Below are 25,147 nucleotides of genomic sequence, written 5' to 3'. Positions count from 1 at the left end.
GATTACTTCAGGCGTTCAGCCAGGTAGCGTTGATAATCCGGGATCTGGATATCAACCGGCTGGCTGAATTCAGGCGATTCAATAATAAAGTTTGCGGTAGAAGCGTTGGTCGCGACCGGTATATTCCACACGGTGGCAAGGCGCAGTAACGCTTTGACATCCGGGTCATGTGGAACGGCATTGAGTGGATCCCAGAAAAAGATCAGTACATCAATTTTCCCTTCAGAGATCATCGCACCGACTTGCTGGTCACCACCCATTGGGCCACTGAGCATAGCGTGCACATTCAGCCCGGTTTCTCTCTGAATCAGGTTACCAGTAGTTCCTGTTGCATACAGTGTGTGTTTTTCAAGGATGGACTGATGCTTCCGGGTCCAGTTAAGAAGAAGTGTTTTACAATGATCGTGAGCAACCAGCGCAATATGTTTGCTTGCGCTCAGTGTACGAGTTGTCAGTTCCATAAAGAGTTCACCAGCCTGATTAAAGTCCCTACAGATTACTGGATGTTGCTCCAGCTTCAATACGCCAGCGCAAAAAAAGTGATGTTGTTCAAGTGGCTGACAGGTTTTTCCCGGTTAGTACCAGGCCAGGCAGGTAATGATATAGTAGACTCATAACTGGTTATGATAAGGAAAACATGATGACAGATAATGAAATAGCACGCATTCTGCAACAGGCTCACACTATTGCGCTGGTGGGTGCCAGTGATAAGGCGGACAGGCCGAGTTATCGGGTCATGGCCTTTTTGCTGGAACAGGGTTATCACGTTATTCCTGTTTCCCCAAAAGTGGCAGGCAAAACGTTGATGGGGCAGCAAGGTTATGCACGCTTACAGGATATCCCTGAGCCAGTGGATATGGTGGATGTGTTTCGTAATTCAGAAGCTGCGTATGAAGTGACGCAAGACGCAATTGCTGTTGGGGCGAAAACAGTATGGATGCAACTGGGCGTAATCAATGAACAGGCTGCGGTACTGGCTAAAGATGCCGGGCTGAATGTTGTTATGGACCGCTGCCCGGCTATTGAAATTCCCCGGCTTGGGCTGAATAAGCAGTAATTACTCATGCTGCACGACTTTTAGCCAGTGTCTGGCACCAGGATAATTGCAGCCAGGGAAAAATGTGCCAGCCAGATTGAGGCCAGATAAAGGCTTATACCTGGCTAACGCAAGTCAGTTACGAAGTACGGGAGATGCCAGTTTACGCTGTATGGTGGCAGCCAGTTCATCCATTGATGGCTGCTCAGGGTGTTCGTCGGCGATTTCACCACTCAATTGCGCCTCAGCCAGGTACGTATGAACCGGCTGGCCTTCGTCATCTTCCATCACAACATGGTACCAGGGCGCTTTGCGTAGTGAATAATCTGCACCCAGCTCATCTTCCGCGGGTTCATCCAGCGAATATTCTGCATCGATATCCACTACCACACCGAGGTAACCCAGCAAGGAGTGGCGCACTTGCTGACCAATACCGAATTTGCTGGCAATCATATATACCTCCCCGGAGTCTTGCCTCTTCTGTTACTACTATAGATGAGGGCAAGACCATTGGGTTTCAAGTTACATGATGCGGCAGGCAAACCCTTTCAGGTATAACCCTTCCGGGTATGTTGCGATAACCGGGTGGTCCGCTGCCTGACGGAACTGCTCTATAAATTGTATATCACGCCCGGCATCAATGGCGGCGTCGGCAACAATTTTCTGGAATAAATCACTGGTCATCAGCCCGGAGCATGAGAAAGTAAGCAAGACACCGCCCGGGTTGAGCAACTGAATCGCCAGCATATTGATATCTTTGTAACCACGGCAGGCACCCGCCAGCTGGTTCTTATTTTCCACAAACTTGGGTGGGTCCATTACGATAACATCGAATTTTTCCCCCTGGTCACGGTATTTGCGCAACAGTTTGAAAACATCGTCGCGAACAAACTGAGCCTTGCTCACATCCAGTTTATTCAGCACGACGTTCTGGCGTGCGACATCCAGCGCTTCCTGTGAGGTATCAACGCTGACAACTTCTTTACAGCCACCAATTAATGCAGAGACAGCGAATCCACCTGTGTAAGAAAAACAGTTCAGTACCCGTTTGTTTTCAACATAGCGCCGTGTAGCCAGCCTGCTGTCTCGTTGATCGAGGTAATAGCCAGTTTTGTGGCCCTGGCGGATATCCACCAGTAATTGCATTTCATGTTCTTTAATCGGCAGCAGTGGCGGAGGCATCTCACCACTGATAAGCCCCTGGGCAAGTGGCAACCCTTCTTTTTTGCGTACGGCCACATCAGAACGTTCGTATAACGAACTTTCCGGGTAACAGGTTTGTAATGCCGTAATCAGCGCTTCTCGTTGATGTTCGGCGCCCGCTGAGAGCAGCTGTAACACTAAAAAAGAACCAAACCTGTCAATAGTAATCCCCGGGAGCCCGTCAGATTCACCGGCAACCAGGCGGTAACTGTCCAGACCGTCTTTTTCTGCCAGCCAGTCTCGCCAGAGTTGTGCCTGGCGTAACTTGCGGATAAAGAAATCAACGTCAATGTGCTCTTCGGCATCGAATGTCCACACGCGGGCACGGATTTGTGATGCCGGTGACAGCGCGCCTCTGGCAATCCAGTTCCCCTGATGGTCAACAATATCAACAGTTTCTCCGCTACCGGCTTTCCCTTCAATACGAGAAACTGCACCAGAAAATACCCAGGGGTGGCGGCGCAGGAGTGATTTTTCACGGCCTTTAGCCAGCACCAGACGGGGCAGAGAACCAGACAATGAAGTGGAAATTGAGGGTTTACTCATCAGGGGTTACCTTAAACGCGAGACAGCATAGAATTAATATCGGAAAGGTGCGTAGCGTAGCACATTGCGTGCCAGGCAGCATTACCGAACCACTTACTGTTGCGTTTTGTTTCTGGGAGGTACCAGAAAAGCAACTCTTGTATACTTAACGCATACAGGTTTTTGCCAGGAGACGGGGAAATGGCTGCATATTGCGTAATGGCCTGGGTTCATGGCCGGGTTCAGGGGGTGGGGTTTCGTTACAGCACCCAGTTTGAAGCGAAAAGATTGGGGGTGACAGGGTATGCCCGTAATCTGGATGACGGCAGCGTTGAAGTACTGGCCTGCGGGGAGCAGGATGCAGTAGAAGCTTTAATCACCTGGCTGAAAGCGGGCGGCCCACGCAGTGCAAGAGTAGAGAGCGTTCTCACAGAGCCTCACCACCCTCAGCGCGAGTGGACCAACTTTGGTATCCGCTATTAGTTAGATACATTTTACAGGCTTGGGCAAACCGGCAATTTTAGTCGCCTGTTTTGCCGGGCCTTTAGGAAACAAACGGTAAAGGTAGCGGCTATTTCCTTTTTCTTCCCCAAAAGTTTTTGCCATTGCTTTGACCAGCATGCGAATGGCAGGGGAGGTATTAAATTCTAGGTAAAAATCGCGGACAAACATAACCACTTCCCAGTGTTCTGCGCTTAGGGAAATACCTTCATTTTGCGCAATAGCTTCTGCCAGCGGTTTACTCCACAGCCCGGTGTCTTTCAGGTAGCCTTCGGTGTCTGTCTCAATTTCGGTGCCGTTAAACATCAACATACTATTTTGTTCACTAAATTCGGTTATCAACTAATAACAATGGCGCTCAGTGTAGCACTTTCTTTGCCGGCACCAAAAAAGCGCCCCGCACAATGGCGGGGCGATTCAGTAAAAGGCTGGCAGGGCGACAGGATCAGTCGCGGCTGGCAAAGCCCAGAATACTCAGCAGGCTAACGAAGATGTTGTACAACGACACATACAGGCTGACGGTTGCACGAATGTAGTTCGTTTCACCACCATGAATGATATTGCTGGTTTCATACAGGATGGCCCCTGAGGAAATCAGAATAAACACGGCGCTGATAGCCAGGTGCAGGGCAGGCAGTTGCAGGAAAATGTTGGCAACCATGCCAATCAGAACCACAACGATCCCGGCCATTAACATACCGCCCAGGAAAGACATATCTTTGCGGGTTGTCAGCACATAAGCGGAGCAGCAGAAAAATACCAACGCGGTGCCACCCAGCGCCATACCAATGACATCACCCATTCCAGCCGACAAGTAAGCATTTAAAATAGGGCCGAGGATATAACCTAAGAAGCCGGTAAATGCGAACGCAGCAATAATGCCGGTGGGTTTATTGGCCAGGCGGTAAGTCAGGAACATTAAGCCATACATGCCTACCAGGGTGAGGATCAGGCCTGGAGAAGGCAGAGCAAGTACTGTACTGGCTGTTGCAGTAATAGCAGAAAACGCCAGTGTCAGGCTTAACAGGAAATAGGTGTTGCGCAGCACCTTGTGGGTACTGAGTAGCGATGAGCGATCGCGGGCAGAGGTAACTATACGATCCATTTTTACTCTCTCTATATGTATACAGGTGTCATAGCGTTCAGAATAGGTAAGGCTTTTTCACGAGAAAAGCGCGTTTACCCATCTTTACCTGTCCTGATGGGTTTCAGAGCCAGGTTGATGTTTTCATGACATTTGGGCTGTAGGTTACCTGTCGGTTGCGAGTAATCAATGGAACATGTGCAGTTAAGCAAATACGCTTACCCACAATTGCTCTGTTCGGCTGGTTATAGTCAGGTAAGTAATAACGCTTTGTTGCTGAATTTATTGCCGAATAACTAACCATAATGCCGTGTTTTCATGCAAATAACTGCGTTTTGTTGATTTTTAAAGCAAACGAACAAATTGGTGCTTTACATGACGCAAGGGGACGTTTATAGTGCGCCTCATTCCGGAAGTGTGGCCGAGCGGTTGAAGGCACCGGTCTTGAAAACCGGCGACTCGAAAGGGTCCCAGAGTTCGAATCTCTGCGCTTCCGCCATTTTTATGGCAAAATCAATAACTTACAGAATGTTTTTGATTCTGTCATGCATAAAGTAATGCATTAAAAGCCCGTGTAAAACGGGCTTTTTTTGTATCTAAAATCCGTGTTTTTCATCAAAAATTTATCCAGTCTTAAGCCCTTCCAGCGCAACTAAATCCTTTAAAAGCAGTAATCTGATAACAGAAAACCTGCAGTCCATTTTGTAATACTCACCAATCTTAAGAACCTACCTGCATGAGATGCTTAGCTGCATTACGTGAATACTGGACAACCTATTGTTCTGTCAGTTAAAACAACTAAAAATGGTAAAACGGATAGCACAGTAATGAAACGAAGCGAACTCAGGAAAGTATTGGAAGAATGGTTTGATGTTGAACGGTATGAAGTGATAAAAAAACTCACCCTACAGCAATTCTATGTTGAGGTTGAGCGGCGTATCTTGGCCTACAATATGCTGATGCGTCGGGACACGTTACCACCTCTGAGCAGACTTTTATTGGATGATTACCGAAATAAGATCCTCAGAGGCGAAATTTTGTTTAGCGGCGACACATCCACGCAGGGACATGGGCTTTCCTGAACCTATGCAGTGGTGCCCGTTACCCGGAGCAACGCACAATTATATGCGAAAAGTTTAACGCTGATTGGAACCCATCCTGAAACATCCAAAATAAGCCAGTCTGAATACATGTCGGAGTATCTGAAGGAATCCGGTATCAAAAGTCTGGCTTCAATTACTGTCGATATCTTCCTGCAAGAGGCTTCAACCGAAGACATCATCGAACACCTGAAAGTGCTCATTCCCCAATGGAAGAAACAGCTAAAAATGAACGATCCGGCTGTTAGGAAGTATCGCTTTGGCAAAAGCACGTTGCGAAAAATCATCGACTACCGACTCATCCCGATGATGGATCTGATTTTTTGGGGGGCAGATAATAATGATACCAAAATCTCACTTTCACTGATGTCATCGCTGCTGCATGAGAACAGCGAGAAGGACAGGGATGAGGGAATGCTTAAGGTGACTGACTATCCGCTGGCTATGGCGTTGCTGACAGACGAGAATTATCTGAAATCGTTTGAAGATTATATGATGGAAAACAATGTCTTAAAAGACACGAAGATTGTAGATCACGTCAAAGACGAGAAGAAGAAGAAAGAAGATAAGTAAAAAAGGGTTACGTTCGCCCTGAGCGAACGTGATCACATCCATCCTCAACTATTTTTTTTCTGTTCACATACCCCCATTTTTTTTGAAAAACTCTTTTGCCAACATCCCTAAAACGCCATAAGCGAATTCGCTATTATTGTCCTCGTTGAAACAACAGAGGAAAAAACAAATGAGAAATGAAATCGCAGGTAAAAGATTAATCCGTGTTCCAGAAGTTCTGAGAAGAGTCGGATTTAGTCGAACCACAATGTATGAGCTTATCAAGGAAGGACGATTCCCGGATAAGGTAATCATAGGGGCAAGATCTGTAGCCTTTGTGGAAAGTGAGATTGATGCATGGATTGAAAATACCATTTCCGATTCACGCAGAAATAATAAATAACATAAAAGAGGAAGCGAAAATGAAAGTGAAAAAAATAGGAATAAATGTTAGTAATGATGATACAAAATACTTTGTTCTGAAAAGTGGCGAAGACTATGACTACTATTTGCGATATATGCATGAGTATATGGGGGAAAGGTTCTATCATAACCTTGAAGACGATGTTTATATGGAAGGTGTTTTAAAATCAATAATAGAGAACGGTAAGAAAGACTTTAATGAGTTCTTGAAAAAACATAAATATAAAGCATCGATTAAAAACGTATATTTTGATGAAGTGCTTGTCAACCTGAGGCAGATACATCATGTGATGAGTCACTATATTTTACATACATAATCGCTGGCGTCATCTATTCGGCCCCGCAAGGGGCTAATATAAAACGAAATGAATAAAATAAGCATTTAATTATGAGGATATAAGTATGTCTAAAGAAACTGTTATTGAAAATAAATCAACAGAGCTGTTTTATGATCTGGCTTGTAGATCGTTTTCCGCAAGCTGGAATATGTTTATGGAAGTTAATGGCGATGGAGATGCCAATAACTATTTGGATGATCCTGATTTTATGAGTCCATTTATTATTTATGTGATTGACCATATTCAGAATAACTTTGAGAGATTTACCACGCAAGAAGGAAACTGTGGTGATATTAATCAGGTTAACTTTGAACAAGTCGCAGCCCTGCTGGTAGGGTATTCAGAAAACTTTAGAAAGTAAGAACTAATCTTGCCCCGCAAGGGGCTAACTATAAACAAAAGGAAAAACAGATGAAGAATGATATGACAGTAATCGTAAGTATGTTATGTGAGAAAACACCTGAAGTGATGAGTCTTATCCAAGAGAGCTTGGATATATTTATCGCATTAAGAGGTAGCTCTGTCGAAGAAATCATGAATGATAAGACCTTGTTAGATGATTTAAATCGTTATGTAAATGAGACACTGTATGATGAGATGGATCTGGAATATGATTCTGTAATCATCAAAATAGTATCTAATAAATAGTATTAATACCTTCTCGATATTTATCTATTATTTAACTTAATAAAAGGAATCAGTATGAAAGAGATTATTTTAAATGAAAGTAATAAAATGGCGATAAATCTTATCACAAATGTATTACAGGGATATTGCGAAACGATCTATGGCATCTCTGAAAAACAGCCTGAAACAGCAATGAATATTTTAACAGGTGAAATGTTATCAGAGATACTTTATGATATTTTGATTGTCTGTGAAGTTGAAGACTATGTTAAAAGTGGAAGAGGCAAAGATGTATCTGAGATCAATATGGATGAGTTAAAGGACACGATTTTATACTGGCATAAAGAGCATATCATTGAACTTGTACTGAAAAACATAAAACCGGATGATGCGGATGAGCGTATTTACTGGAAGTTAAAAATGACTGTGAATCAGTATTGAAAAATGGCAATATTCCCTCGTGCAGAGGGAAAAAATCCTGTAATGAAATGGAGATAACCAATATGATTGATGAATTCCATGTTATGTATATGTATAAAAAAATCCAAGCTGAAGCTGCGACGACAGATATGAAAACGCTGGAACAGCTTTTGAAGAAGTTCCGCCAAGTTGTCGCGGAGCGCCGGGAAGAATACTATCAGGAGATTGATGAGAAAAAGGCTCAGAAATTGAGGGCCAAGAGATTACAACAGTTGATTGAGAAAATGAGGCGTGATCGGGTTTCACCAGAAGATATTTATCACTCATGATAGCTCAGGTATAAGATGAAGTTTTTGCTGGTTAATTCACATCAATTTCGCTGGCATTTTTGTTAAAGTAAATAGTGAAATTACCTTCCCTGTGGTACTCTTTTCAATATGCCACTTGCCCTGAATGACGCTTTTAGTACCTATTTAATAATGTGATCATTCATCAATGACACATAATAGTAATCAACTGAATTAACAATGAAAGGGGACTAGTTACTCAATGGCGAACCATAAACTTACAGCAGGAAAGCAACTGATAGAAGGGATCGTCCAGTTAGGTCGGGTTCTTGGGTATCATGTTGAAAAAGAGTTCCCTGTTGATGAGGCTTCATATGGAGAGTCTCCAGCAGTTGACGTTGCATGGTTTTCACAAAAAGGTAACCGCTTTCCGCTGTTTATCTTTGAAGTTGAGAGTAAAGCTACTAATGGGATGACAAATAACCCATTGAAGATTTATGCTCAAGAGAACAGAGCATTTGAAAAACCACTTTTTTTCTTCCATGTTGTTGCTCAGGGGGGTAATCATTCTGCACGCCCTAGAAATTTGGAAGCTCTGTATGGAAAACATAACTATAGAATTTATCTTTTGGGTAGTAACGCAGCGAATGATCTTATTAAAGACGTTCTTACTCAACATGCTAGAGTAAAAAATGAAGTAAGTTATCTGATGTTGCATAAGTTACTTACATCAGAATTATGGCTAGAAAAAGTTGATTACCCTCAGTTACTTATGGATGCTGTCCACTTAGATTTATCGAAAGAAGTCATTATTTCTTCATATATTAAAATAGGTCGCTGCGATCCAAGTATTTTTCCTGACTTAGTTAAATTGATTACAGAGGATTCTAAAAAAAATTTTACCAACACAATTTTAGATTCGTATCTTGGTTCTCAATGGTGTATTCCGGTTATTTCTGCTCTTTTATGCGGTTTAAGTAAGGATACCGAAAGGTCTAAATATTGCTCTTCTTCACTGCTTAAATGGCAGAAATACAGCTCTCACATGCCGGTGATCACCCCTGCATTCGGGTTATCAAGAGATTATGATGAATTCATTTTAGGATGCGCACCACAACTAATTACACTTTGTATTGCAATATCGTGTAAAAATAAAGATTTATATCTTGAGTTCGTAGGGATTCTCAGTGATATACTGACCAATATTGGGGTGTGTTGGGAGGGGTTAAATACTGCAATATATTTACTCCATATTAGCTCTTCAATAAAATTAAGTGAATTATTTGAAAAAGCTAGAGGATATATACTAGAATTTAAAGATATAGATGAAGGAAATGTTTTCATCCCACCATCATGTATTTCTATAATGGATGGTGAGTTTGACGATTATTTCCAGCGAGGAGAGATAACTAATTTTTTAGGAATGGAAGAATTCGCGGAACAATGCAGAGCAAGATATCAAAAAGAAAAAATTAATACAGTGGCTATAACACTTCGAGCACTTGATGATGACTCATATATTTATGAGTGGTCAACTGATTTGCTTACAGCTCTTTGGTCAACTAACTAGATAGGCCACTAAATTATTTCATACCATATTGGTGAAGGCATCAATATGGTCTTTCTATATTCATTTAAACAGCCATTTTCCTACGTTTTGTATTCGATGCTCCAATATCTGATGAAATACTGGAAAGCTGTTCAAGACTCAGCTCAACAGAGCGCTGGAACTCAAGAGCGGCCTCTGTACGTTGTTTTATCACCAGAGCAATGATTTCGGCATCACTTTTTTCTTCAAGGGATTTTCTGTAAAGTATTCGTTCATTAATTAAATCAAAATTTCCTGATGATTTAGCAGCGGTGTTAGCTGCTGAGTAACTTATAGGATTAAGTTCACTAATAAAGCTATCCAAAAGAGATTGTCTTTTCTTATCCAGTCTGCGCAGTGTGGTATGTACAGACCTATATTTGTTTATTTCATATGCAAATGCATCATCATCACGTAGCTTACGGTATCCAGTTCTATATTCCTCCATTGATGGATGATTTTTGAGTTCTTCAACCGTATTAAAATATGCTAATAAATCACTGTTGTTTAATTGTACTTTTCTCATATATACCTCGTTAATAAATAGTGGATATATATATATGTTAAGATATATAGAGAAGGTGTCAAATTAATGAGGGGGTTAAATATTTCATTTCTACTTTTGTAGCATAAAAGTATTAAGGATGTTTCTCCTTATTATTGTCCTGTTTTAGGATGCAGCTTTTAGATAGGTGTCGATATCAGACACGTCTTTTTTTGCTACCTCATTTTCTTTTGTTCTTTTATATACCTTGCGAGGTTTATCGATCTGGACACTGTTTTTAGCATTAGGAACAGCATTATTTTTCTTCTTCTTGCTAAAAACAAAGGCATCTGTGTAGATCTCTTTATTTTTAGTTTCCAAAGATAAGTTTCGTCTTTCTTTCTGTGAAAGATCTGCATAATACTCTGGATATTGTTCAATATCAGCACTGAGGCTTTTAGCATTACTCAAATGCTCTTTACGTTTCTCATCAAGTTGATGGCTCATACCCTTGGCGAAAATATTAGAGTTGATATACAGGTGTCCATGATGTTCAACCAGAATACCTTTTTGCTTTAGCTTTTTGAATATGTTTGACATATTACCGGATGCGATATTCAATGCCTTGCAGAGTGATGCTTGAGACAGATTGATAAGGTTTCCAAACTCCATATATTCTAAAATATAAGTTAATACACGGAATTCATTCTTCGATATGTCCAGATCAGAAAAAACACGAAAGTTAGAAGTAAAAGCAAAAACATAAGGCTGTGCAAATGAGATCGCTTTATCTTCTTCTGTTGCAATAACGGTGGTTGATTTTATATCTTTGTTTTGTAGCAAGTGTCTTGCGATATCAATCTTTTGCTCTGTGGTTAATGTTTCAAATAAGCGAAGTAGTTCAGTGTCATTAGTATTCATATTATTCTCTCTTATAGTTTTTATTATGCCTATTTTAATACTATGCAGAAAAATGAAAGTCAATAGTAAAACTATAAATAAAATAGAACTTTTATTATTATGACATTGCTATATGTTAAAAAAACTATGTTTAAACATAGATCCCGCTATGTTTAAACATAGGACTATTCTATGTTTAAACATAGGGAACTGCTATGTTTAAACATAGGAAAAAAAGGTGTGAAGCCTTGGTTTTATTGGGCTGGGACAGTGCTTATAATTAAATAATTAGTAAGAAGTTAAGAGAGTCTAGCTTTCCTTTTACAGTATGTGCAGAGAGTTTTACGTAAAAATATGTGGTTTTTCGGAGAGTTATTTGCAGCGAAGTGATTGTTTCGTTCAATCACGCAGCGCTGCTGATGTTTCAGGAATACTGCAATTGTTTTACCTTTATTTTATTGGCGGCTGTCGCCGCAATTCTCTATGGATAAATCCATCATTAACAGGGGTGAACCCTGTTTCAGCAATGTGATTGTTTTGAACAATCACTAAGTGCTGCTTCTCTGTATATAGTTTTCCTATACGTTTAAGAGCAAATGCTATATGTTTTAGTGCTAATATTGTTATGACATATAGGATCATATATATCTTATTATAATTAAAAGAACAGAGATTGATCCTTTTGACTTTCTCCGCAAACATAGCAAATACCATTGTTAAAACGTTAAATATATTTTACAGCGTTAGGGCGTAGCCGTGCGTCAGCACATGAGCTTTATCATAGAAGATGGTGATTTTCAAAAAGATGTTAATCAAATGAAAAATGAAATCTGAGAAATAAAAGAATACAACTTGCATATAATAGTCATTCATTTTGAATGTTGAAATGCTACATTGCGATCATAAAAATCGCCCGGTTTCTTTAATCCTATTAAGTGTTATTTTTTACTTCTTGCAAAATTAAATTAAGAGGAAATTGGCCTGTAACGCTTGTAGTATAAGGTTTTGGACAAAAATAGGCGACTGACTCAGGAAGGGTTTTCTATAATTGTAGGGGAGTTATTTCTATCATTGCGTCTAAAAATGGTGTAATGTAATTTTAGATTACATTATATTTGTGATTTTTTACCTCTCGGTGATTTTAGGGACTATTTGATGATTGAGAATGAATTCGAATATATAGATTTTTTGGTAAATACTGGTTTGTTACCAAAAACGGCATATAGCTATGGGCGATATCTGACTTCTGTATCTAACTATCTTAAAATAAATATAAATAGGAACACCATATCTTCGGCTCAGGATATTAAAAATATTATAGAGAGAATGTCGGGTAAGTACTATGCTGACAGTTATGTACGGAATTGCGGTACAGCCTTGAGGAAATATTTATCTTTCCTTGATTATGAATTAAATTATTTTCGCTACCCAGATGAATTATTACATGACAATGAGTATATAGAAGGCGCTAAAAAAAACATTATCGTCAATTCATACGAAAGGGATCGAACTGCAAGAAATAAGGCTATTGAACTTCATGGATTAAACTGCAGTGTTTGTAATATGAACTTTGAAGATGTTTATGGTGAAATTGGTATCGGTTTTATACATATACACCATTTAAAACCACTTTATACTATTAACGAAGAGTATGAAGTTAACCCTGAACATGATTTAGTTCCTGTTTGCCCCAATTGTCATGCTATGCTTCATAGGTTTAAAGAGACTTTATCAATTGAACAACTTAAGCTGTTAATCATAAAAAAACGCTCTAATTTAAATAGATAAGCGGGTTTTGACCTATGTAAATAGGTCTGTGTAATTTCCCTCCCGATTAAAGATGGTCGCTCAGTTTGGCATTATGTGCCGTTTCGAGGGCGAGTTTAGTCAGTATACGAGAAAACTGGTTAAAAGTTAGCTTCCATTTAAGACCTTTAGCCAGTTCAGCCGCAAGGGCTTTAAGTCTCTTCTCATCCATAATTTTCCTGTTTCCGTTACTGAAGTGAACATATCAAAAACCGGCAATTACACAATTTTAATAACAGTTTTAATTGACATGTGTTCTGTTGTGTATTATTGGAGTAATAATTTTTTATAAAGGAGGATTAAAGTGAGTAATGCAATTAACAAAGATTTTCAATGGCTTGTTGAGCCAGATGATATATGTTTTTTTTATATTAAATTACAACCTTTTGATAATGTTTTTAAATATATAATTGCTTTTTCAACTTCAGTTTTTATTGATAGTAAATATGATTCTAAAGTCTTTGCTATGTATATAGACTTTGTTTCAAAGCTGAATGTTGATGATTTCGCATATGCTATTACTTGCTTGTATGAAACATATGAAGAAAAGAAAATGCTATTTTTTAAAGAAGAAAAGATCAACATCGTTTTAGCTATTTTAACAAAGTTAAGCGATGCTGAAGACATTAACTTCGATGAGTATAAACGAAGGCTGTTGCATGCTATATCTGGAGCTTATAAAGGTGATAAGTATTTGGTGAGAGATAATGGTCATCATATACCACTATATGGATGGAGGAGTTAGTTACGTAGCAGCAAGTGCTACGTAATATTATTTAGTCAAAATAGATAACGTTTTTAGCATCCAACTCACTTGTTCACTTAAAGGTTTTTTTCCAAAAAGTAGACCATCATGCGTTATCCCTTATAACGTATTTCTACGAGGTAGGGGCTTCTATTCTATTATGAGAAATCCATGACTACCTGAATAATGACAATTTTTTCTGATTTAAGAATACCTACGTAAATAGTTTCTTGTGGGTCAGTTCCTTTCCAGCAGGTGGCTTCAATGTCACATTTTTCCTTTTTTTTATAACCTAACGATGCAAGATATGAATCAATTATTCTTATATCCTCTGTTCCATAAAATTTAATGGCATTCACTTGGTTTGCAGGGCCTGTGGTATTAGAAAAATCAAAATCATAATGATCAGATATCCTTGGCATTCCTTTTAAAATGTCAGGAGTATAAAAATTATACTCACGCCGATCCTGTTCTGTATAATGTGCGCTACCTGCGAATTCCATCTTGATGTAAGGAATGGTATACGCAACCACACATATGCAGACAAGAATAACAACGCATAATATTTTATTTTTTTTACGCATAAGGCAATGTTCCTCCTTTAGCCTTATCGATATAATTTCCATCTTCACTGCTAACTCTGACTATTCCTGAGCTAAAATCATTCCACGGTCTGACGGTCTGCATAAAGTTTGGCAGGACACCTTTACGTGGTTTAGTGTTAGGAAATCGTTCTGGATCTGGAAACAACAAGGGATTGAAGTTGGTATTTTTCCAATTACCGATCTTTCCGTAGTAATCCCACCGTTTCAATGCTTCTTCCTTGCTAACGGGTCGCAAAATCTCAAAGGGGTTTTGGATTGATACGACACGATAAAAACCGAGCAAGTCAGAAACCAGATCCTCACCACTAAATCCGCTATCTGTAGTCAGACTAATCGGAAACGCCCCTTGTAATCCTTCGAACTTTCTAGCCAAAGACATCATCATTGCTAGTGCGATACTTCTTCTTTCGTGGTATGCACGACCATGCTTGATTCTCCACGTAATAAACTTACCCATTTTGATGGTTCTTGTGGGATCGACCATCGATTGCGAGTAGCTTACTTCGTATGTTTCCCGGCCTGATGATTCCCCTGCATCTATGCTATTCAGCAGTTTTCTGATGTCATTACCTTGTGCATGTCCGAGGTCAACCCATCCGAGAATCTCGGTGTAAATCAGCCCATACTTTAGATTATTGCTATCACGACCATCCACTATATCACTTCGTTTACTCATCCCTAATTCCTTGTCCAATCGTTATGAAACAATGTGATGTTGAGAAAAATAATCCTCATAATTTATACCAGCAATGACCTAAATGCAGCCTTAATTAAAGGTTTTTTTGATTCTTATCCAGTTAAGGATATTTGAAGTTCATATAACACATTTATTATTTATCTTAAAAGTTTATTAGCACTAAAAGGACACTGGGGGGATTCAAAGTAAATAAGTATATTCTTAAATAATTTGGTATTTGAGGTGGGCATTGAAAAATAGCCTAATCTGCTCTGTTAACGGCGCTTTCATGGGGCTATCTATCCTGTGCTTGGCTATCAGTTTCGCACGAGAATGCCAACCATCCTCTTCACCCTGCCTGCATCAACCTTCGAATGAGCGACGCGTTACGCCGCCTCTCCTGATTCATATCTTACGATAGGTATCTTCAATTGATCGTTATTTTAGATCGATAACATACATTTGATAGCCTATGGCTATCAAAGTGAAGTTGATTGATCGGTATTTTAATTGATTAAATCGATCGATTATTTTATTACGATAGTTTTAGTCTATCGAATGATTTGAATTCGATCGATACAAACGATATGACGAACAGAAAAATAAATTGAATCCTATCAATTGATTAATGCTTTATTACAGCCCAAAGAGACCAACCTATGGGTAGGGCTGTCTTTGACAAAAAGTTTCCACACATTGGGGATAGATATGAAATTACGGATAGTGATGCCTCTGGTGCTGTCTGCTGCCACACTGACAGGATGCCAGCAGCTCAACGATGGCGTGAATACAGTTAATGGAGCAATCAGCTCGTCGTTGTCTTCAGTAGATAAAGCGCTGGGGGGAACCGCCACTACTCAAAACCTTGGCCCGGTATCGTCTGTATCTGGCCTTGGTGCTGTATGCAAAGACTATGAAGAAAATGCGATGGCAGCAGAAAAGAAATGGACTGGCAAAAGGATCTCTATCACCAATGCCACTGTTCTTGAAGTTACGAAGGGCAGAAGTGCCAGCGACATGATGACAGGAATGCCCAAAACAGCCCCTAACTATTACCTGCTCTTTAAAACAACCGATACCAGCTACTGCGGCGGTATGGTCTGGCTGGATTACTACTCTGGTATTGATGATGCAGTTCTTACTTATAAGAAAGGGCAGAAAGTCAGCGTCACCGGAACGGTAAACAATTTCGAAGTCCGTGGGTTCACTACCGTCAACAACGCCGATATGCCAGTTCGTCTGGTTGTTCTGAGAAACGGCACAATCAATCATTAATTCCGGGATAACACTATGCGTAAATTTTTACTCGTGGCGGGTCTTGCTGTTCTTGTATCGGGATGCGGTGAAAAAGGCGATTTTGAGAAAGCGATCAACGCGAAAATATCACAATCAAATCTGTGCTACTCCCTGCAGGACAACGACATTGTATTCAACAAAGGTTTTCCGATTAAGGTTAACCGTGGCTACCGTTCTGCCGGATACAGTGCCAGTAATGAAATCCTTAAAGGACTTGTTGAACAGGGGCTGCTCACTGTTTCTCAGCAGTCTAACGGCTTTAGCAGTGTTGATGTTCTGGAAGTAACAGACAAGGGCCAAGAGGTTGAGTTTTGGGACCGTGAGAAAGGGGCCTGTGTTGGTCATCGGGCAGTTGCTGAGGTTAAAAGCTGGACTGAACCAAGTGGGGGTAATGGCGCTAAAATCACGCAAGTGACCTATACGTGGATACTGGATGGCGTTCCGGGCTGGGTTGATAAAAATGCCTTCTCTGGCGTGAAAGGGATGTCTGAACCAGAAGAAGCCAAAATTGTTCTGGTGAAAACCAATAACGGCTGGGCCGCAAGGTAATTACAGGAAAAGCTATGAACTCTATCTATTGGGTGATTTTCATGGGACTGCTGATAAACATACCATCACTGGCCCCAGTTTTGTTTCTGAGGAAGACACAAAAGGACGTGAAGGTATCGATGGCTGTCAGACTGTTTCTGCTTAATGCTTTCTTGGTGCTGTCGTTAGTGACGTTATCGCAGAACATCACACAAAAATACGGGCTGTTTCCAATATGGCTGGTGTTAGCTGCAATAGTGCTGTTTGCGGTCACGCTAGTACCAACGGTAAAATTAGTGCGTAAGTATTTGACTGTTGGGAAAAGTCGGGCTGTTATCCTCTCATCATTCCTGATTGTCTATGCTGTCAGGTTTCATGGCGTGTTTTCAGATTTGAATGGAAGTGGATATACGATTAACGGCTATAACACAGTATGGACATTCTTCTTCCTGCTTTCCTGTCTACTGGCTTATCTAGGATGTGCTGGACGTAAAACATATTCTGGTTCTTCTGAATCGTCATCTGCACCACAATCAGATTATTTTAAGCCGAACAAAGAATATGAAACACAATCTCAAATTGACTACGATATTGCGGTGAAGGGACGGAGTGTTCTGTCTGATCCCAATCTGAGTATTGTTGAGCAGCAGCGTTATCGGGATGCACTTGCGAAAAAACAAAGGGAGAATTGATAAGAGAAATTTACTATTTTGAAAAAGCCGACTTTGGTCGGCTTTTTAGTTCCGTATTGATATATAGTTGTATTTACTTATCTGCATCTGGTTAATTAAATATTTTTTTACAACTCGCATCGTTTTCGTATGCTAAACTACATCGAAACCATTATGAGCTAACTGCTGAGCTAATTCTTTCTCGATAGTGCTGGCTTCCATCAGTCGCCTGTTTTGATACGTACCTTATCCCCTGCGAGATCTGCGTCTTCAAGGCACCCACGCGAGACATTTTCATTAACATTGATATCACGTAGTTATATTAGAATGTTTTCAATCGTTAATAACTTACTCTATTATCAGGTTTATTAATATCAATGACTTTCATAACTAATTTTGTGTGATTAGATTAATATAACATGATGCTTTGTTAATCGATATAGTTAAAGTATATTAGTATAATTGATTGTTGTTTTATATACATATAGGGGTATGAAAATGATCCGCTAAGATTTTGAAATCTTCAAATAAACATTAAAGGATTTCTATCTGACAAAAATATCAAAACAAAAATGTCTCATATTTTAGATAAAGGTACGAGTGATTGGGAAAAATGGTTTCAGATTGAATTTGAATATTTTATTGAGAATTCGTTAGGACATAGTGCTAAACGAGGGGTTCACGCTATTGCTGACCGGCGTCATCAGTCAGGTAGGAAACATATGTATGTTGATTTGATATTCAGAAAGAAAAACACTCGCATTGATCGTTTTATTTACCTTGAGTTTAAATTGGCTAAAAATTCGATAACTTTAGTCAATAATATGTGGAAAGATATCGTTAAGAACTACGAAATAGTAAAAACTCATTTTAATAACTCAGATAAAAATGTAGATTTGTATGGACTATTGGTTTTTATGGAAATTTCAACCCAACAAGTTTGGCTAAGGTGAGCTGAAGTTGGGGGAAGAGTATGCTGAAAACTCTTATATTTAACATGAGCCGATTTTTATGTGTAAATGTCAAAGTAAAAAACATTCAGATGAGTGTAATGAATTGGGTGTTATCATCATAGATTCTGGTGCCGATGAGTAAATAATTACCGGATAGGTCTTGGATATACTCGTTGTCGATTTTTTGTGTGAGGAACCGCTAAAGTATTATCTCTTAATGCCGATACTGGTTGTGTAGATTCTCAATTTAAAAGGATACTGACATGGATATTACGTTTTCAGATGCTCAAGTTCTTAACAGTTTGATGGGGCACTCTAACTTAGTTCAATTGACATATTCTGTTTCTGATTTATGGCTAACTTCTAATTCTGTAGTTCTGTATTGCTCTTCTTTTCAAATCGCAATTCTCCGCAATGAGAATAATAATGTCATCAATATTATTAATTTAAGATCAAGTGGTGATGTAAACAGAGAAACGATCTTAGTTCCACCAAAACCTCTTGTCACAACATGTCTTCAAAATGAACTATCAGCAAATAGACCATTTAATATATCATGCTGTGAGTTTTTTGATGCAAGTAATCATAAAAACCCTCTGGGGGGCTATATTTCAATCCAGTAATCATGCTTGTATACACATCGTGTAGAGAATACCAATAATAAAATTGGCTACTGTAATTGAGATTAAATACCCCTCCCACATATAGATAATGTGAAGAGAGGGGTTTATAGATCCTAAAAATGATTTCCATGTTCAGTTCTGTTGCTGGTAAGCCTATATTCTCGAAAAATATTATTTTTAGGCGAAGAATTTAAAGGCGGGGGGTATTTATTTATGATAAGTATAGTTCTATTTGATAAAATGTAAATTTTAAACTATTTTATATTTATATAAATATAGTTTTATCATATGTAATTGAAGATTGACAAAGGCCACTTTATTACAGCGTGGCCTTGAATTTTAAATTATCGTTAGTGTGAATTCCCTAGTATTCCATTTACTGAACTCATCACAAAGAATAGAAATAGTGAATTTAAAGTCACCTTTTTTTAATGGGATTAACTTGAAGTTATGTGATATTGTTGAAATGCAGTCCTGTCGAACACCCTTAACTCTCCCTATTATTACTTTTGAATTTTCGTCAGAAATATAAAAACAATCTTCATTTACAAGTGATCTACTTAAAAATGGAATCATCGAGTGTGAGCTATGAGCATATTGTATATCGCTTCTAGGTGATAAACCAAATAAATTATGTGAAGCAAAGCCTCTTATATTCTTCTCTTTTCCTTCATCCTCTTTTCTTTTAATAGCTAAATCTATTGGTGATGTTGGAAAGTAGATTGAAGGTTTTTTAATGTCCTCAATACTTTTTGCATCTAAAATTTCAACTGCGTCGGGAAAGGTTATTTTAACTGAAAGGTTATTAGCCTTAATCTCACCACTATTTGAAATTTGAAGTAAAGTTGAAATTGAATGTACTTGTTCAAAGTATTTCATTTCGCTATTGTATTCATCAACCTTCTGTACAGAAGGGTTTCTCTCATTATAAAATGTAATATCTTCATCATTTATATATGGTGTAAGATCTTCTGGAATATCATTTTTGTCAAAATTAGGTTTAACTGTTTCTAGTTTTAATTCTGGGAGGTCGTCAGGCTCTAATATCTTTAAAACTAGATCATGATCACTTAGGTCGATATTATTAATGTGAAGTGAAATAATTGGTAATTTAGTCTTATTAGATTCTTCCAGTTGTTGAATTTGTTTTTTTAGTTGACTGTTTTCTTCCATTGTATTAACTAGTTTAGTTAATACTTCAGGGTCCCCAGAATCCCCTCGAATCCATCCAGTGCGTGGCTCGTCTGTAAAGATTTTATATAGTGCTGCTGATACTTTGTGAATCAGATCATCTTCCGAACTCCATAAAGAACATAGTTGTTCACCTTTTATTTCTTCAATTAAAGAACTAAGTTTTTTTATTTTTTCAGGATCTGACTCTCTATTGGCTCGAGTGGTTTGATAGTTTTCATCAGGGATAAAACATAGAGTAGGCAACCCGATTTTACGAGCATATCGATATTCTTTTTCTGTAAAGCTTATACCATCAGTTTCTGAAATAGTGCCATAACGCTCACCAATAATCAGTATATAATAGTCGCTATTATTTATAGACTTTTGAATGGTGTTCCATTGCTCTTTACCATTTGCAGAAAACATTTCCATTCCAGCAGGAATATGATTCATGCTCAATATGTGTTCTGATATTTTCTTACGAGTCTCAATTAGATCGCTATATGTGGAACTGATAAAAATTTGATAACGTTTGGGGGCATTCATGTAATACTCCTTTGTCTTCTATTAACCCCATGTGAATAAATAATGTACATTAATTTTTATTCTCTGGGAAGTATAAAGTAAGTTATTGTGAACATATATGGTCGATTGATTTTCTATTACGATTTGTTTCTATATCCCGGTGGTTTAAGTTTTGGGGAAGTTCTATCGTTCTGAAATGATGTTATGGCAGGAGTTAGATCCATAGCTATGTCAATATGTACCTTTTTCTCCTTAAGACGACTTGGGAAACGTCTGATTTCATCCGGTGTAGGTTTGTAGTCATCCTTGTTAAATCTGGCTCGTCTTTCATACTCAGCGCGTGCCACATAGATACCCTGAACCTCATCAAAGACATAGTTTTCAGCAATACGCTTATCGTGTTCCGCATCGACTGAAACAGGAGCTGGCTTCTTCTTGGCCCAGACGAATTTCTCTCTTATATAATCTACTACCAGTAAGGTGAAGCGCTTGAACATACCGCTCTGACGAGGTTCAACCTGTTTCCTCTTAGCTTTAACAGGAGTGCTTTTATACGCTCTTGCCGTTGCAGAGGATGGGGTTTTCAGCGTAGTGCGTGTATGAGGTGCAGGGGCCACCAGAACAGGTTTTTGCGAGTCTGAAGATGACGCTCTCCCTGTATTATCCGGGATAACAATTTCTTCCGGTTCAGCCAGTGCATGCACTGTAAAGCTGGCAACATCAACCACGATGTCTAATGGTAAATCCTTAAAGGCAAAGTAGGCTTCAACAGCTTCTTTTTTCAGCTCATCACGTATGGCTTGCTCTACAGCACGTTGTTGCTGAGCGGCTACAGTGTCCCAGCGATCACGAGGGATATGAAGTATTGGATCGCGGTTCGTTTCGATAGCTTTCGCCAGCCAGATAGCTTTCTCTTCATTGGTGACTGCAGCAGTTGCCTGTTCAAGGGCTTCTTCATACTGAACCCTGATAGAACGGTGATCAACGCGTTCATCATGACCATACAGCTCAAGGAAGCCATTACAGATGTTCTGCCAGCCTTTACGCCAGCTATCAAGGGTTTCAGGCTTATCCCACTCACGGACCTTTTTACCAAAGCCGGTAGAAAGAATTTCACGGGTTGTTCCCATGATATGGATATGCGGGTTATGACCATTGATATCGTGGATAACAACATCGGCAATGATGCCTTGCTTGGTAAAGTGCTCAAGAACAAAAGCTGTAGTGAGTTCAATGTTCTGTTCTGGTGTTAGCTCTGCGGGGAGGGCAATTTTAAACTCTTTGGCAAGACGGGCATCTTTTCTCTTCTCTGAGGCTTCAACAGCATTCCAGAGTGTTTCACTGTCAACAATCAGGTCAGGTGGAGTATTTTCAGGCGCAAAAATCTGCGCAAAGGCAAGGTCCTTTTTATGTGCTGTTTTGCGGCCACACACTTCACCTGTTCTGTTATCGAAGAACATTTTACGGTGACGATATGCAGCAGAGTTAACCGAAGACTGACCTTCGCCTCTGCTGATGTTCTCCATTTTAAAACTGTATATCGCCATCCAAATATTCCTCAATGCCAAATGCTGCTTTTCGTTTTACGTAAGGAAAACGCCGGGGTTGACGTTGACCTTGATTTTGTTTCCGAAGGAAATGGTTTTAGCCTGCGGCAGGCAACCGTCGGTAGACCCCACGGCATTAGAGCGAAGCGATAATGCGTAAGTGGGCATTGCTTTATTTTTTATCGCCATAAATGGCTCAAAAAATAACAACAATGTATAAAGCTTACCTTTATTAATTAATACGAAATATATTAATCCCTGTAAAACAAAACGCCGAATTAAGCGGCGCAATCTGGATGAACGGGCGAAGTATTACCCAGATTGGGTTTTGAGAACGTCCGTAGGACAAAAAGAGTGTTAATTTATCCCGCCGTAAGGCGGGAAAGCACTAAAATAGAAAAGATATTGGTAGTTTTCCCTGTTGCACAATTCACAGGTGAGGATAAGGAATTAGAATAGAAAATGGAAAGGTGAAATGAATATCACTTATAAACAAAAATAAGTAACGCGGAGAGTATTAGATATTTTAAGTTAGTAATTGCTATCACTTGTGTTGCATAAATTACAAAGTACGCTATTCAAGATTGAGTTGATATGATCTAAGATCAGTATGGATCATTCTCCTCGCTGTTTGAAGAAGCTTAAATCATTATCGCATTACTAATCACGCATGGCAATTATAATGGAGGTAAAGGGGCAGTTTTCCAAATGATGATTTATTTGACCTAATTAGGGTTAGGCGCAGCAGCATCTCACTGCTATACCATTAAACCACAAGAACCCAACTACATGTATCTATTGTCGCCTATTATTAAATGGCTATGACTGTTTCGGCTTATCTAAGGCATATTTTGCGATATAATAGCCAACGAGCAATTCAATAAATGCTGCGACTGCCCACGGTCCCCACACTAATGCCCATATGACTGAGATGGCTACAATAGCTATAATTGCACTACGGGAATCCTTGATAAAAGCACCAAGTGCGAAACCGAGAATTACGAAAACTATGGTATAAAAAAGCATTATTTTATTTCCTTATTACAACAAGGTATGTGGTGACTACAAAAGTCATTTAACAATGTCTGTATAGTCGTAAATGATCAACTAGACTCATAATCTGCTATTAGGAAAAGTAGGTCAAGGAATAAAGATGGGAAGACGCCATGAATCGGAAGCTGGATGGTTTTGGGGCAAAACCGATTTAGTGTCGCTTATCAGATCATGTAGGAGTCAGTACAAATAAATACTAAAAATACAAAATGATGACGAACAACTAGATAACCTTTGAGTCTTCCTGAGTGCTAAAGAAAGGGCCTTATGGCCCTTTCTGACTATTTACGGCGCTTATCAACTTCTTTAGCTACACCTTTGAATGGTGTACCATCTTGCTTTTGGTCCATAAATTGGCCGCTGTCAGTATCCCGTTTCGTATAATTACCATTCTTGGGATTTTGAACCTGAGTACGATCTCGTACTGAACCTTTTCTTGAATCATTTCCTGTGTTTGTAGCCATGCTTATTTCCTTAGAATAGGGCCACATCAAATGATGCATCGTCATTATTCTCCCTTATAGCTACACTGACAACAAAAATCAATTATCATTTTTAAGAATAATGAATTATAGTTATATGTTAAAAAATTATTAGCTGAACATGAAATGGATAATATTAATTAATACCCCTCATGCTATTGATTATTTTATTAATTGTGATAATAAGTAATAAGGAAATTAATACAGGGAGGTTTTATGTATAAAAATAACGATGAAGCTATCGATCTTGAGGCAAAGCGATTACTTGATAATGGAATCTATACCGATCTGGAAAAAGCGTATAGTGAAGCAGAAAATATAATCACAGAAATAAGAGTTGAATTTAAAAAGAAACAGGAAAAGAAAGAATTCCGTTCCAGAATTAAATCAATCAAACGAGCACTTTCAGATGATGAGTTCAGAAATAATGTTCCTTATAATCATAGAAATCAATGGAGTAAAAAATGAGTGATGATGAAATAAAAAATACCTATCTAACAGGTCAAGCTTTTCAGGGTGGCAAAAGCAGGGCAGAAATAAAGAAAACACTTGAGCAAAAAATTGCTGGAGCACAAAATAAGCTCAATTATCTTAAAGCAAAAGAAAAGAGAGATAACAAAAAAGAAAATACACGACAAAAAATAATTCTCGGTGCAGAGGTTGCCAAGGTTTTAAACTGTGATATAAGTGAGGTAGATAAACAATTACTCTTTGGGATATTGTTAGAAGTTCCATATCTACATATACACGATTTCGAACGGTATAAGAATAATGGACAAATCTATATTGAAAGAGTTCTCAAAAAATTCAAACCATAAAATCATTTCACGTCCGAACAGCTCTCCGGCTTAAAACTTGTTTTAGGCTGGGGAGCTGTTGACCAAGCCCCAGAGGGCGCGGTAGTCAATTTTTACTGCCTTCCGTGGCAATAAATCACACCCCATTTCAGATGGCGAAATCTTCCAGAGTTTTACCATCTTCCAGTGCAGCAGTAATCGCTTTTGGTGTACGACCCTGACCTGTCCATGTCTTTTCATCACCATTTTCATCAATGTATTTGTATTTAGCAGGACGAGGCTCACGAACCACAGTCGGACGAGACGATTTAGGATTAGCCAGCAGTTCGGACGGGTCAATACCATCTTCAAGCAGTTGTGCACGCAGCGCTTCGATTTTAGCCTGACGTTCAGCATTTTGTTGCTGTGCAAGTGATTCTTCTTGGCGTCTGTCTTCGACAATAGCTGTTAATTTTTCCAGCATCTCTTCCAGTGTAGCCAGATCTGTTTCTCGTGCCTGTGCGCGAAGGGTACGGATGTTATTAAGTGTTTTAATAGCGTCAGTCATTATCTTTTATCCTGAGTGTTTAAGGTCATGAGCAGGATAACATACACAAGAC

General features: G+C 39.1%; 31 protein-coding genes, 1 tRNA gene and 2 pseudogenes. 20 read left to right on the top strand and 14 right to left on the bottom strand.

Annotated features, from left to right (window positions below):
* Window positions 1-2: 2 nt before the first annotated feature.
* Entirely contained in the window at window positions 3-461 is a 459-nt protein-coding gene (mgsA, locus tag DES37_RS08110) for a methylglyoxal synthase (protein ID WP_110025485.1), read from the bottom strand.
* 179 nt (window positions 462-640) lie between these two features.
* On the opposite strand from mgsA, the gene DES37_RS08105 reads away from it, so the two are divergent.
* Window positions 641-1,057 (top strand): CoA-binding protein, encoded by a 417-nt coding sequence (locus DES37_RS08105; RefSeq protein WP_110025484.1) that lies wholly within the window; start codon window positions 641-643, stop codon window positions 1,055-1,057.
* 114 nt (window positions 1,058-1,171) lie between these two features.
* Here the strand turns inward: DES37_RS08105 and hspQ are convergent, their stop codons facing one another.
* Both hspQ and rlmI read right to left on the bottom strand, forming a co-directional pair.
* A complete protein-coding gene (gene hspQ, locus DES37_RS08100) occupies window positions 1,172-1,489 on the bottom strand; it encodes a heat shock protein HspQ (RefSeq protein WP_036107863.1) in 318 nt (105 codons plus the stop codon).
* A 69-nt stretch (window positions 1,490-1,558) separates the two neighbouring features.
* Window positions 1,559-2,785: a 23S rRNA (cytosine(1962)-C(5))-methyltransferase RlmI gene (gene rlmI / locus DES37_RS08095; protein WP_110025483.1), complete on the bottom strand. Its 1,227-nt coding sequence runs from the start codon at window positions 2,783-2,785 to the stop codon at window positions 1,559-1,561.
* A 180-nt stretch (window positions 2,786-2,965) separates the two neighbouring features.
* Between rlmI and yccX the strand changes: the two genes are divergently transcribed.
* On the top strand, window positions 2,966-3,247 hold the full coding sequence (gene yccX, locus DES37_RS08090) for an acylphosphatase (RefSeq protein WP_036107876.1): 282 nt from the start codon (window positions 2,966-2,968) through the stop codon (window positions 3,245-3,247).
* Here the strand turns inward: yccX and tusE are convergent, their stop codons facing one another.
* Window positions 3,248-3,577, bottom strand: a complete 330-nt coding sequence (gene tusE, locus DES37_RS08085; RefSeq protein ID WP_036107877.1) for a sulfurtransferase TusE — start codon at window positions 3,575-3,577, stop codon at window positions 3,248-3,250.
* Between the two features lie 133 nt (window positions 3,578-3,710).
* A complete protein-coding gene (gene yccA / locus DES37_RS08080; protein WP_036107879.1) occupies window positions 3,711-4,370 on the bottom strand; it encodes an FtsH protease modulator YccA in 660 nt (219 codons plus the stop codon).
* Between the two features lie 390 nt (window positions 4,371-4,760).
* Here yccA and DES37_RS08075 point away from each other — a divergent pair.
* The 9 genes and pseudogenes from DES37_RS08075 (at window position 4,761) to DES37_RS08035 (ending at window position 9,666) form a co-directional block, all read left to right on the top strand.
* Window positions 4,761-4,848 (top strand) — tRNA-Ser (locus DES37_RS08075).
* A gap of 328 nt (window positions 4,849-5,176) precedes the next feature.
* Window positions 5,177-6,022 (top strand): annotated as a pseudogene (locus DES37_RS08070) (DUF6387 family protein).
* Window positions 6,023-6,191: 169 nt separating this feature from the next.
* Complete coding sequence (locus DES37_RS08065) at window positions 6,192-6,404, top strand: helix-turn-helix transcriptional regulator (protein WP_023302112.1); 213 nt, start codon at window positions 6,192-6,194, stop codon at window positions 6,402-6,404.
* A gap of 19 nt (window positions 6,405-6,423) precedes the next feature.
* Complete coding sequence (locus tag DES37_RS08060) at window positions 6,424-6,741, top strand: hypothetical protein (protein ID WP_110025482.1); 318 nt, start codon at window positions 6,424-6,426, stop codon at window positions 6,739-6,741.
* A gap of 85 nt (window positions 6,742-6,826) precedes the next feature.
* Window positions 6,827-7,123, top strand: coding sequence for a hypothetical protein (locus DES37_RS08055; RefSeq protein WP_045351992.1), 297 nt, complete (start codon window positions 6,827-6,829; stop codon window positions 7,121-7,123).
* Between the two features lie 50 nt (window positions 7,124-7,173).
* A complete protein-coding gene (locus DES37_RS08050) occupies window positions 7,174-7,410 on the top strand; it encodes a hypothetical protein (protein WP_110025481.1) in 237 nt (78 codons plus the stop codon).
* A 54-nt stretch (window positions 7,411-7,464) separates the two neighbouring features.
* Window positions 7,465-7,830 (top strand): hypothetical protein, encoded by a 366-nt coding sequence (locus DES37_RS08045; protein WP_110025480.1) that lies wholly within the window; start codon window positions 7,465-7,467, stop codon window positions 7,828-7,830.
* A gap of 62 nt (window positions 7,831-7,892) precedes the next feature.
* Complete coding sequence (locus DES37_RS08040) at window positions 7,893-8,138, top strand: H-NS family histone-like protein (RefSeq protein WP_110025479.1); 246 nt, start codon at window positions 7,893-7,895, stop codon at window positions 8,136-8,138.
* A gap of 220 nt (window positions 8,139-8,358) precedes the next feature.
* A complete protein-coding gene (locus tag DES37_RS08035) occupies window positions 8,359-9,666 on the top strand; it encodes a hypothetical protein (RefSeq protein WP_110025478.1) in 1,308 nt (435 codons plus the stop codon).
* Window positions 9,667-9,730: 64 nt separating this feature from the next.
* On the opposite strand, the gene DES37_RS08030 is transcribed toward DES37_RS08035, so the two are convergent.
* The gene (locus DES37_RS08030; RefSeq protein WP_110025477.1) at window positions 9,731-10,210 is read right to left on the bottom strand and encodes a DUF4756 family protein; all 480 of its coding nucleotides are present in this window, start codon (window positions 10,208-10,210) and stop codon (window positions 9,731-9,733) included.
* 144 nt (window positions 10,211-10,354) lie between these two features.
* The gene (locus tag DES37_RS08025) at window positions 10,355-11,089 is read right to left on the bottom strand and encodes a helix-turn-helix domain-containing protein (protein ID WP_110025476.1); all 735 of its coding nucleotides are present in this window, start codon (window positions 11,087-11,089) and stop codon (window positions 10,355-10,357) included.
* Between the two features lie 1,134 nt (window positions 11,090-12,223).
* Between DES37_RS08025 and DES37_RS08015 the strand changes: the two genes are divergently transcribed.
* Window positions 12,224-12,856: an HNH endonuclease gene (locus tag DES37_RS08015; protein WP_110025474.1), complete on the top strand. Its 633-nt coding sequence runs from the start codon at window positions 12,224-12,226 to the stop codon at window positions 12,854-12,856.
* Between the two features lie 49 nt (window positions 12,857-12,905).
* Here the strand turns inward: DES37_RS08015 and DES37_RS08010 are convergent.
* Window positions 12,906-13,046 (bottom strand): annotated as a pseudogene (locus DES37_RS08010) (IS256 family transposase); the annotation flags it as partial.
* A 132-nt stretch (window positions 13,047-13,178) separates the two neighbouring features.
* On the opposite strand from DES37_RS08010, the gene DES37_RS08005 reads away from it, so the two are divergent.
* Window positions 13,179-13,619: a hypothetical protein gene (locus tag DES37_RS08005; RefSeq protein ID WP_110025473.1), complete on the top strand. Its 441-nt coding sequence runs from the start codon at window positions 13,179-13,181 to the stop codon at window positions 13,617-13,619.
* 158 nt (window positions 13,620-13,777) lie between these two features.
* Here DES37_RS08005 and DES37_RS08000 read toward each other — a convergent pair whose 3' ends face one another.
* The gene (locus DES37_RS08000) at window positions 13,778-14,203 is read right to left on the bottom strand and encodes a hypothetical protein (RefSeq protein ID WP_110025472.1); all 426 of its coding nucleotides are present in this window, start codon (window positions 14,201-14,203) and stop codon (window positions 13,778-13,780) included.
* A complete protein-coding gene (locus DES37_RS07995) occupies window positions 14,196-14,900 on the bottom strand; it encodes a hypothetical protein (RefSeq protein WP_110025471.1) in 705 nt (234 codons plus the stop codon). Before DES37_RS07995 ends, DES37_RS08000 begins: the two co-directional genes overlap by 8 nt.
* 708 nt (window positions 14,901-15,608) lie before the next feature.
* Here DES37_RS07995 and DES37_RS07990 point away from each other — a divergent pair.
* The 5 genes from DES37_RS07990 (at window position 15,609) to DES37_RS25495 (ending at window position 18,971) form a co-directional block, all read left to right on the top strand.
* Window positions 15,609-16,175, top strand: coding sequence for a hypothetical protein (locus DES37_RS07990; protein ID WP_110025557.1), 567 nt, complete (start codon window positions 15,609-15,611; stop codon window positions 16,173-16,175).
* A gap of 15 nt (window positions 16,176-16,190) precedes the next feature.
* The gene (locus tag DES37_RS07985; RefSeq protein WP_110025470.1) at window positions 16,191-16,745 is read left to right on the top strand and encodes a DNA-directed RNA polymerase subunit beta; all 555 of its coding nucleotides are present in this window, start codon (window positions 16,191-16,193) and stop codon (window positions 16,743-16,745) included.
* 14 nt (window positions 16,746-16,759) lie between these two features.
* Window positions 16,760-17,416, top strand: coding sequence for a hypothetical protein (locus DES37_RS07980; RefSeq protein WP_110025469.1), 657 nt, complete (start codon window positions 16,760-16,762; stop codon window positions 17,414-17,416).
* Between the two features lie 551 nt (window positions 17,417-17,967).
* Entirely contained in the window at window positions 17,968-18,348 is a 381-nt protein-coding gene (locus tag DES37_RS07975; RefSeq protein WP_110025468.1) for a hypothetical protein, read from the top strand.
* 263 nt (window positions 18,349-18,611) lie between these two features.
* Window positions 18,612-18,971 carry a hypothetical protein gene (locus DES37_RS25495; RefSeq protein ID WP_146211503.1) on the top strand — a complete coding sequence of 120 codons (360 nt, stop codon included), beginning with the start codon at window positions 18,612-18,614 and terminating at the stop codon, window positions 18,969-18,971.
* A gap of 339 nt (window positions 18,972-19,310) precedes the next feature.
* Here the strand turns inward: DES37_RS25495 and DES37_RS07970 are convergent, their stop codons facing one another.
* The 3 genes from DES37_RS07970 to DES37_RS07950 form a co-directional block, all read right to left on the bottom strand.
* Window positions 19,311-20,690 carry a DUF4062 domain-containing protein gene (locus tag DES37_RS07970; RefSeq protein WP_110025467.1) on the bottom strand — a complete coding sequence of 460 codons (1,380 nt, stop codon included), beginning with the start codon at window positions 20,688-20,690 and terminating at the stop codon, window positions 19,311-19,313.
* A gap of 116 nt (window positions 20,691-20,806) precedes the next feature.
* On the bottom strand, window positions 20,807-22,216 hold the full coding sequence (mobQ, locus tag DES37_RS07965; RefSeq protein WP_110025466.1) for a MobQ family relaxase: 1,410 nt from the start codon (window positions 22,214-22,216) through the stop codon (window positions 20,807-20,809).
* A gap of 1,334 nt (window positions 22,217-23,550) precedes the next feature.
* A complete protein-coding gene (locus DES37_RS07950) occupies window positions 23,551-23,733 on the bottom strand; it encodes a hypothetical protein (protein ID WP_064600082.1) in 183 nt (60 codons plus the stop codon).
* 234 nt (window positions 23,734-23,967) lie between these two features.
* Here DES37_RS07950 and DES37_RS07945 point away from each other — a divergent pair, with 234 nt between their 5' ends.
* Together DES37_RS07945 and DES37_RS07940 are read left to right on the top strand one after the other, a co-directional pair.
* The gene (locus DES37_RS07945; RefSeq protein ID WP_110025463.1) at window positions 23,968-24,219 is read left to right on the top strand and encodes a hypothetical protein; all 252 of its coding nucleotides are present in this window, start codon (window positions 23,968-23,970) and stop codon (window positions 24,217-24,219) included.
* On the top strand, window positions 24,216-24,569 hold the full coding sequence (locus tag DES37_RS07940) for a conjugal transfer protein TraD (protein WP_110025462.1): 354 nt from the start codon (window positions 24,216-24,218) through the stop codon (window positions 24,567-24,569). Before DES37_RS07945 ends, DES37_RS07940 begins: the two co-directional genes overlap by 4 nt.
* Window positions 24,570-24,696: 127 nt before the next feature.
* Here DES37_RS07940 and DES37_RS07935 read toward each other — a convergent pair whose 3' ends face one another.
* Window positions 24,697-25,095 carry an H-NS family histone-like protein gene (locus DES37_RS07935; RefSeq protein WP_110025461.1) on the bottom strand — a complete coding sequence of 133 codons (399 nt, stop codon included), beginning with the start codon at window positions 25,093-25,095 and terminating at the stop codon, window positions 24,697-24,699.
* Window positions 25,096-25,147: the final 52 nt, after the last annotated feature.

The organism is Mangrovibacter plantisponsor, assembly GCF_003182475.1.
GTDB lineage: Bacteria > Pseudomonadota > Gammaproteobacteria > Enterobacterales > Enterobacteriaceae > Mangrovibacter > Mangrovibacter plantisponsor.
This window is presented reverse-complemented; position numbering and strand designations above follow the sequence as displayed.

Excerpts from the sequence above, each read along its gene's own strand:
- mgsA (WP_110025485.1), bottom strand. The coding sequence starts at position 461 with ATGGAACTGACAACTCGTACACTGAGCGCAAGCAAACATATTGCGCTG.
- DES37_RS08105 (WP_110025484.1), top strand. The coding sequence starts at position 641 with ATGACAGATAATGAAATAGCACGCATTCTGCAACAGGCTCACACTATT.
- hspQ (WP_036107863.1), bottom strand. The coding sequence starts at position 1,489 with ATGATTGCCAGCAAATTCGGTATTGGTCAGCAAGTGCGCCACTCCTTG.
- rlmI (WP_110025483.1), bottom strand. The coding sequence starts at position 2,785 with ATGAGTAAACCCTCAATTTCCACTTCATTGTCTGGTTCTCTGCCCCGT.
- yccX (WP_036107876.1), top strand. The coding sequence starts at position 2,966 with ATGGCTGCATATTGCGTAATGGCCTGGGTTCATGGCCGGGTTCAGGGG.
- tusE (WP_036107877.1), bottom strand. The coding sequence starts at position 3,577 with ATGTTGATGTTTAACGGCACCGAAATTGAGACAGACACCGAAGGCTAC.
- yccA (WP_036107879.1), bottom strand. The coding sequence starts at position 4,370 with ATGGATCGTATAGTTACCTCTGCCCGCGATCGCTCATCGCTACTCAGT.
- DES37_RS08065 (WP_023302112.1), top strand. The coding sequence starts at position 6,192 with ATGAGAAATGAAATCGCAGGTAAAAGATTAATCCGTGTTCCAGAAGTT.
- DES37_RS08060 (WP_110025482.1), top strand. The coding sequence starts at position 6,424 with ATGAAAGTGAAAAAAATAGGAATAAATGTTAGTAATGATGATACAAAA.
- DES37_RS08055 (WP_045351992.1), top strand. The coding sequence starts at position 6,827 with ATGTCTAAAGAAACTGTTATTGAAAATAAATCAACAGAGCTGTTTTAT.
- DES37_RS08050 (WP_110025481.1), top strand. The coding sequence starts at position 7,174 with ATGAAGAATGATATGACAGTAATCGTAAGTATGTTATGTGAGAAAACA.
- DES37_RS08045 (WP_110025480.1), top strand. The coding sequence starts at position 7,465 with ATGAAAGAGATTATTTTAAATGAAAGTAATAAAATGGCGATAAATCTT.
- DES37_RS08040 (WP_110025479.1), top strand. The coding sequence starts at position 7,893 with ATGATTGATGAATTCCATGTTATGTATATGTATAAAAAAATCCAAGCT.
- DES37_RS08035 (WP_110025478.1), top strand. The coding sequence starts at position 8,359 with ATGGCGAACCATAAACTTACAGCAGGAAAGCAACTGATAGAAGGGATC.
- DES37_RS08030 (WP_110025477.1), bottom strand. The coding sequence starts at position 10,210 with ATGAGAAAAGTACAATTAAACAACAGTGATTTATTAGCATATTTTAAT.
- DES37_RS08025 (WP_110025476.1), bottom strand. The coding sequence starts at position 11,089 with ATGAATACTAATGACACTGAACTACTTCGCTTATTTGAAACATTAACC.
- DES37_RS08015 (WP_110025474.1), top strand. The coding sequence starts at position 12,224 with ATGATTGAGAATGAATTCGAATATATAGATTTTTTGGTAAATACTGGT.
- DES37_RS08000 (WP_110025472.1), bottom strand. The coding sequence starts at position 14,203 with ATGCGTAAAAAAAATAAAATATTATGCGTTGTTATTCTTGTCTGCATA.
- DES37_RS07995 (WP_110025471.1), bottom strand. The coding sequence starts at position 14,900 with ATGAGTAAACGAAGTGATATAGTGGATGGTCGTGATAGCAATAATCTA.
- DES37_RS07990 (WP_110025557.1), top strand. The coding sequence starts at position 15,609 with ATGAAATTACGGATAGTGATGCCTCTGGTGCTGTCTGCTGCCACACTG.
- DES37_RS07985 (WP_110025470.1), top strand. The coding sequence starts at position 16,191 with ATGCGTAAATTTTTACTCGTGGCGGGTCTTGCTGTTCTTGTATCGGGA.
- DES37_RS07980 (WP_110025469.1), top strand. The coding sequence starts at position 16,760 with ATGAACTCTATCTATTGGGTGATTTTCATGGGACTGCTGATAAACATA.
- DES37_RS07975 (WP_110025468.1), top strand. The coding sequence starts at position 17,968 with ATGTCTCATATTTTAGATAAAGGTACGAGTGATTGGGAAAAATGGTTT.
- DES37_RS25495 (WP_146211503.1), top strand. The coding sequence starts at position 18,612 with ATGGATATTACGTTTTCAGATGCTCAAGTTCTTAACAGTTTGATGGGG.
- DES37_RS07970 (WP_110025467.1), bottom strand. The coding sequence starts at position 20,690 with ATGAATGCCCCCAAACGTTATCAAATTTTTATCAGTTCCACATATAGC.
- mobQ (WP_110025466.1), bottom strand. The coding sequence starts at position 22,216 with ATGGCGATATACAGTTTTAAAATGGAGAACATCAGCAGAGGCGAAGGT.
- DES37_RS07950 (WP_064600082.1), bottom strand. The coding sequence starts at position 23,733 with ATGGCTACAAACACAGGAAATGATTCAAGAAAAGGTTCAGTACGAGAT.
- DES37_RS07945 (WP_110025463.1), top strand. The coding sequence starts at position 23,968 with ATGTATAAAAATAACGATGAAGCTATCGATCTTGAGGCAAAGCGATTA.
- DES37_RS07940 (WP_110025462.1), top strand. The coding sequence starts at position 24,216 with ATGAGTGATGATGAAATAAAAAATACCTATCTAACAGGTCAAGCTTTT.
- DES37_RS07935 (WP_110025461.1), bottom strand. The coding sequence starts at position 25,095 with ATGACTGACGCTATTAAAACACTTAATAACATCCGTACCCTTCGCGCA.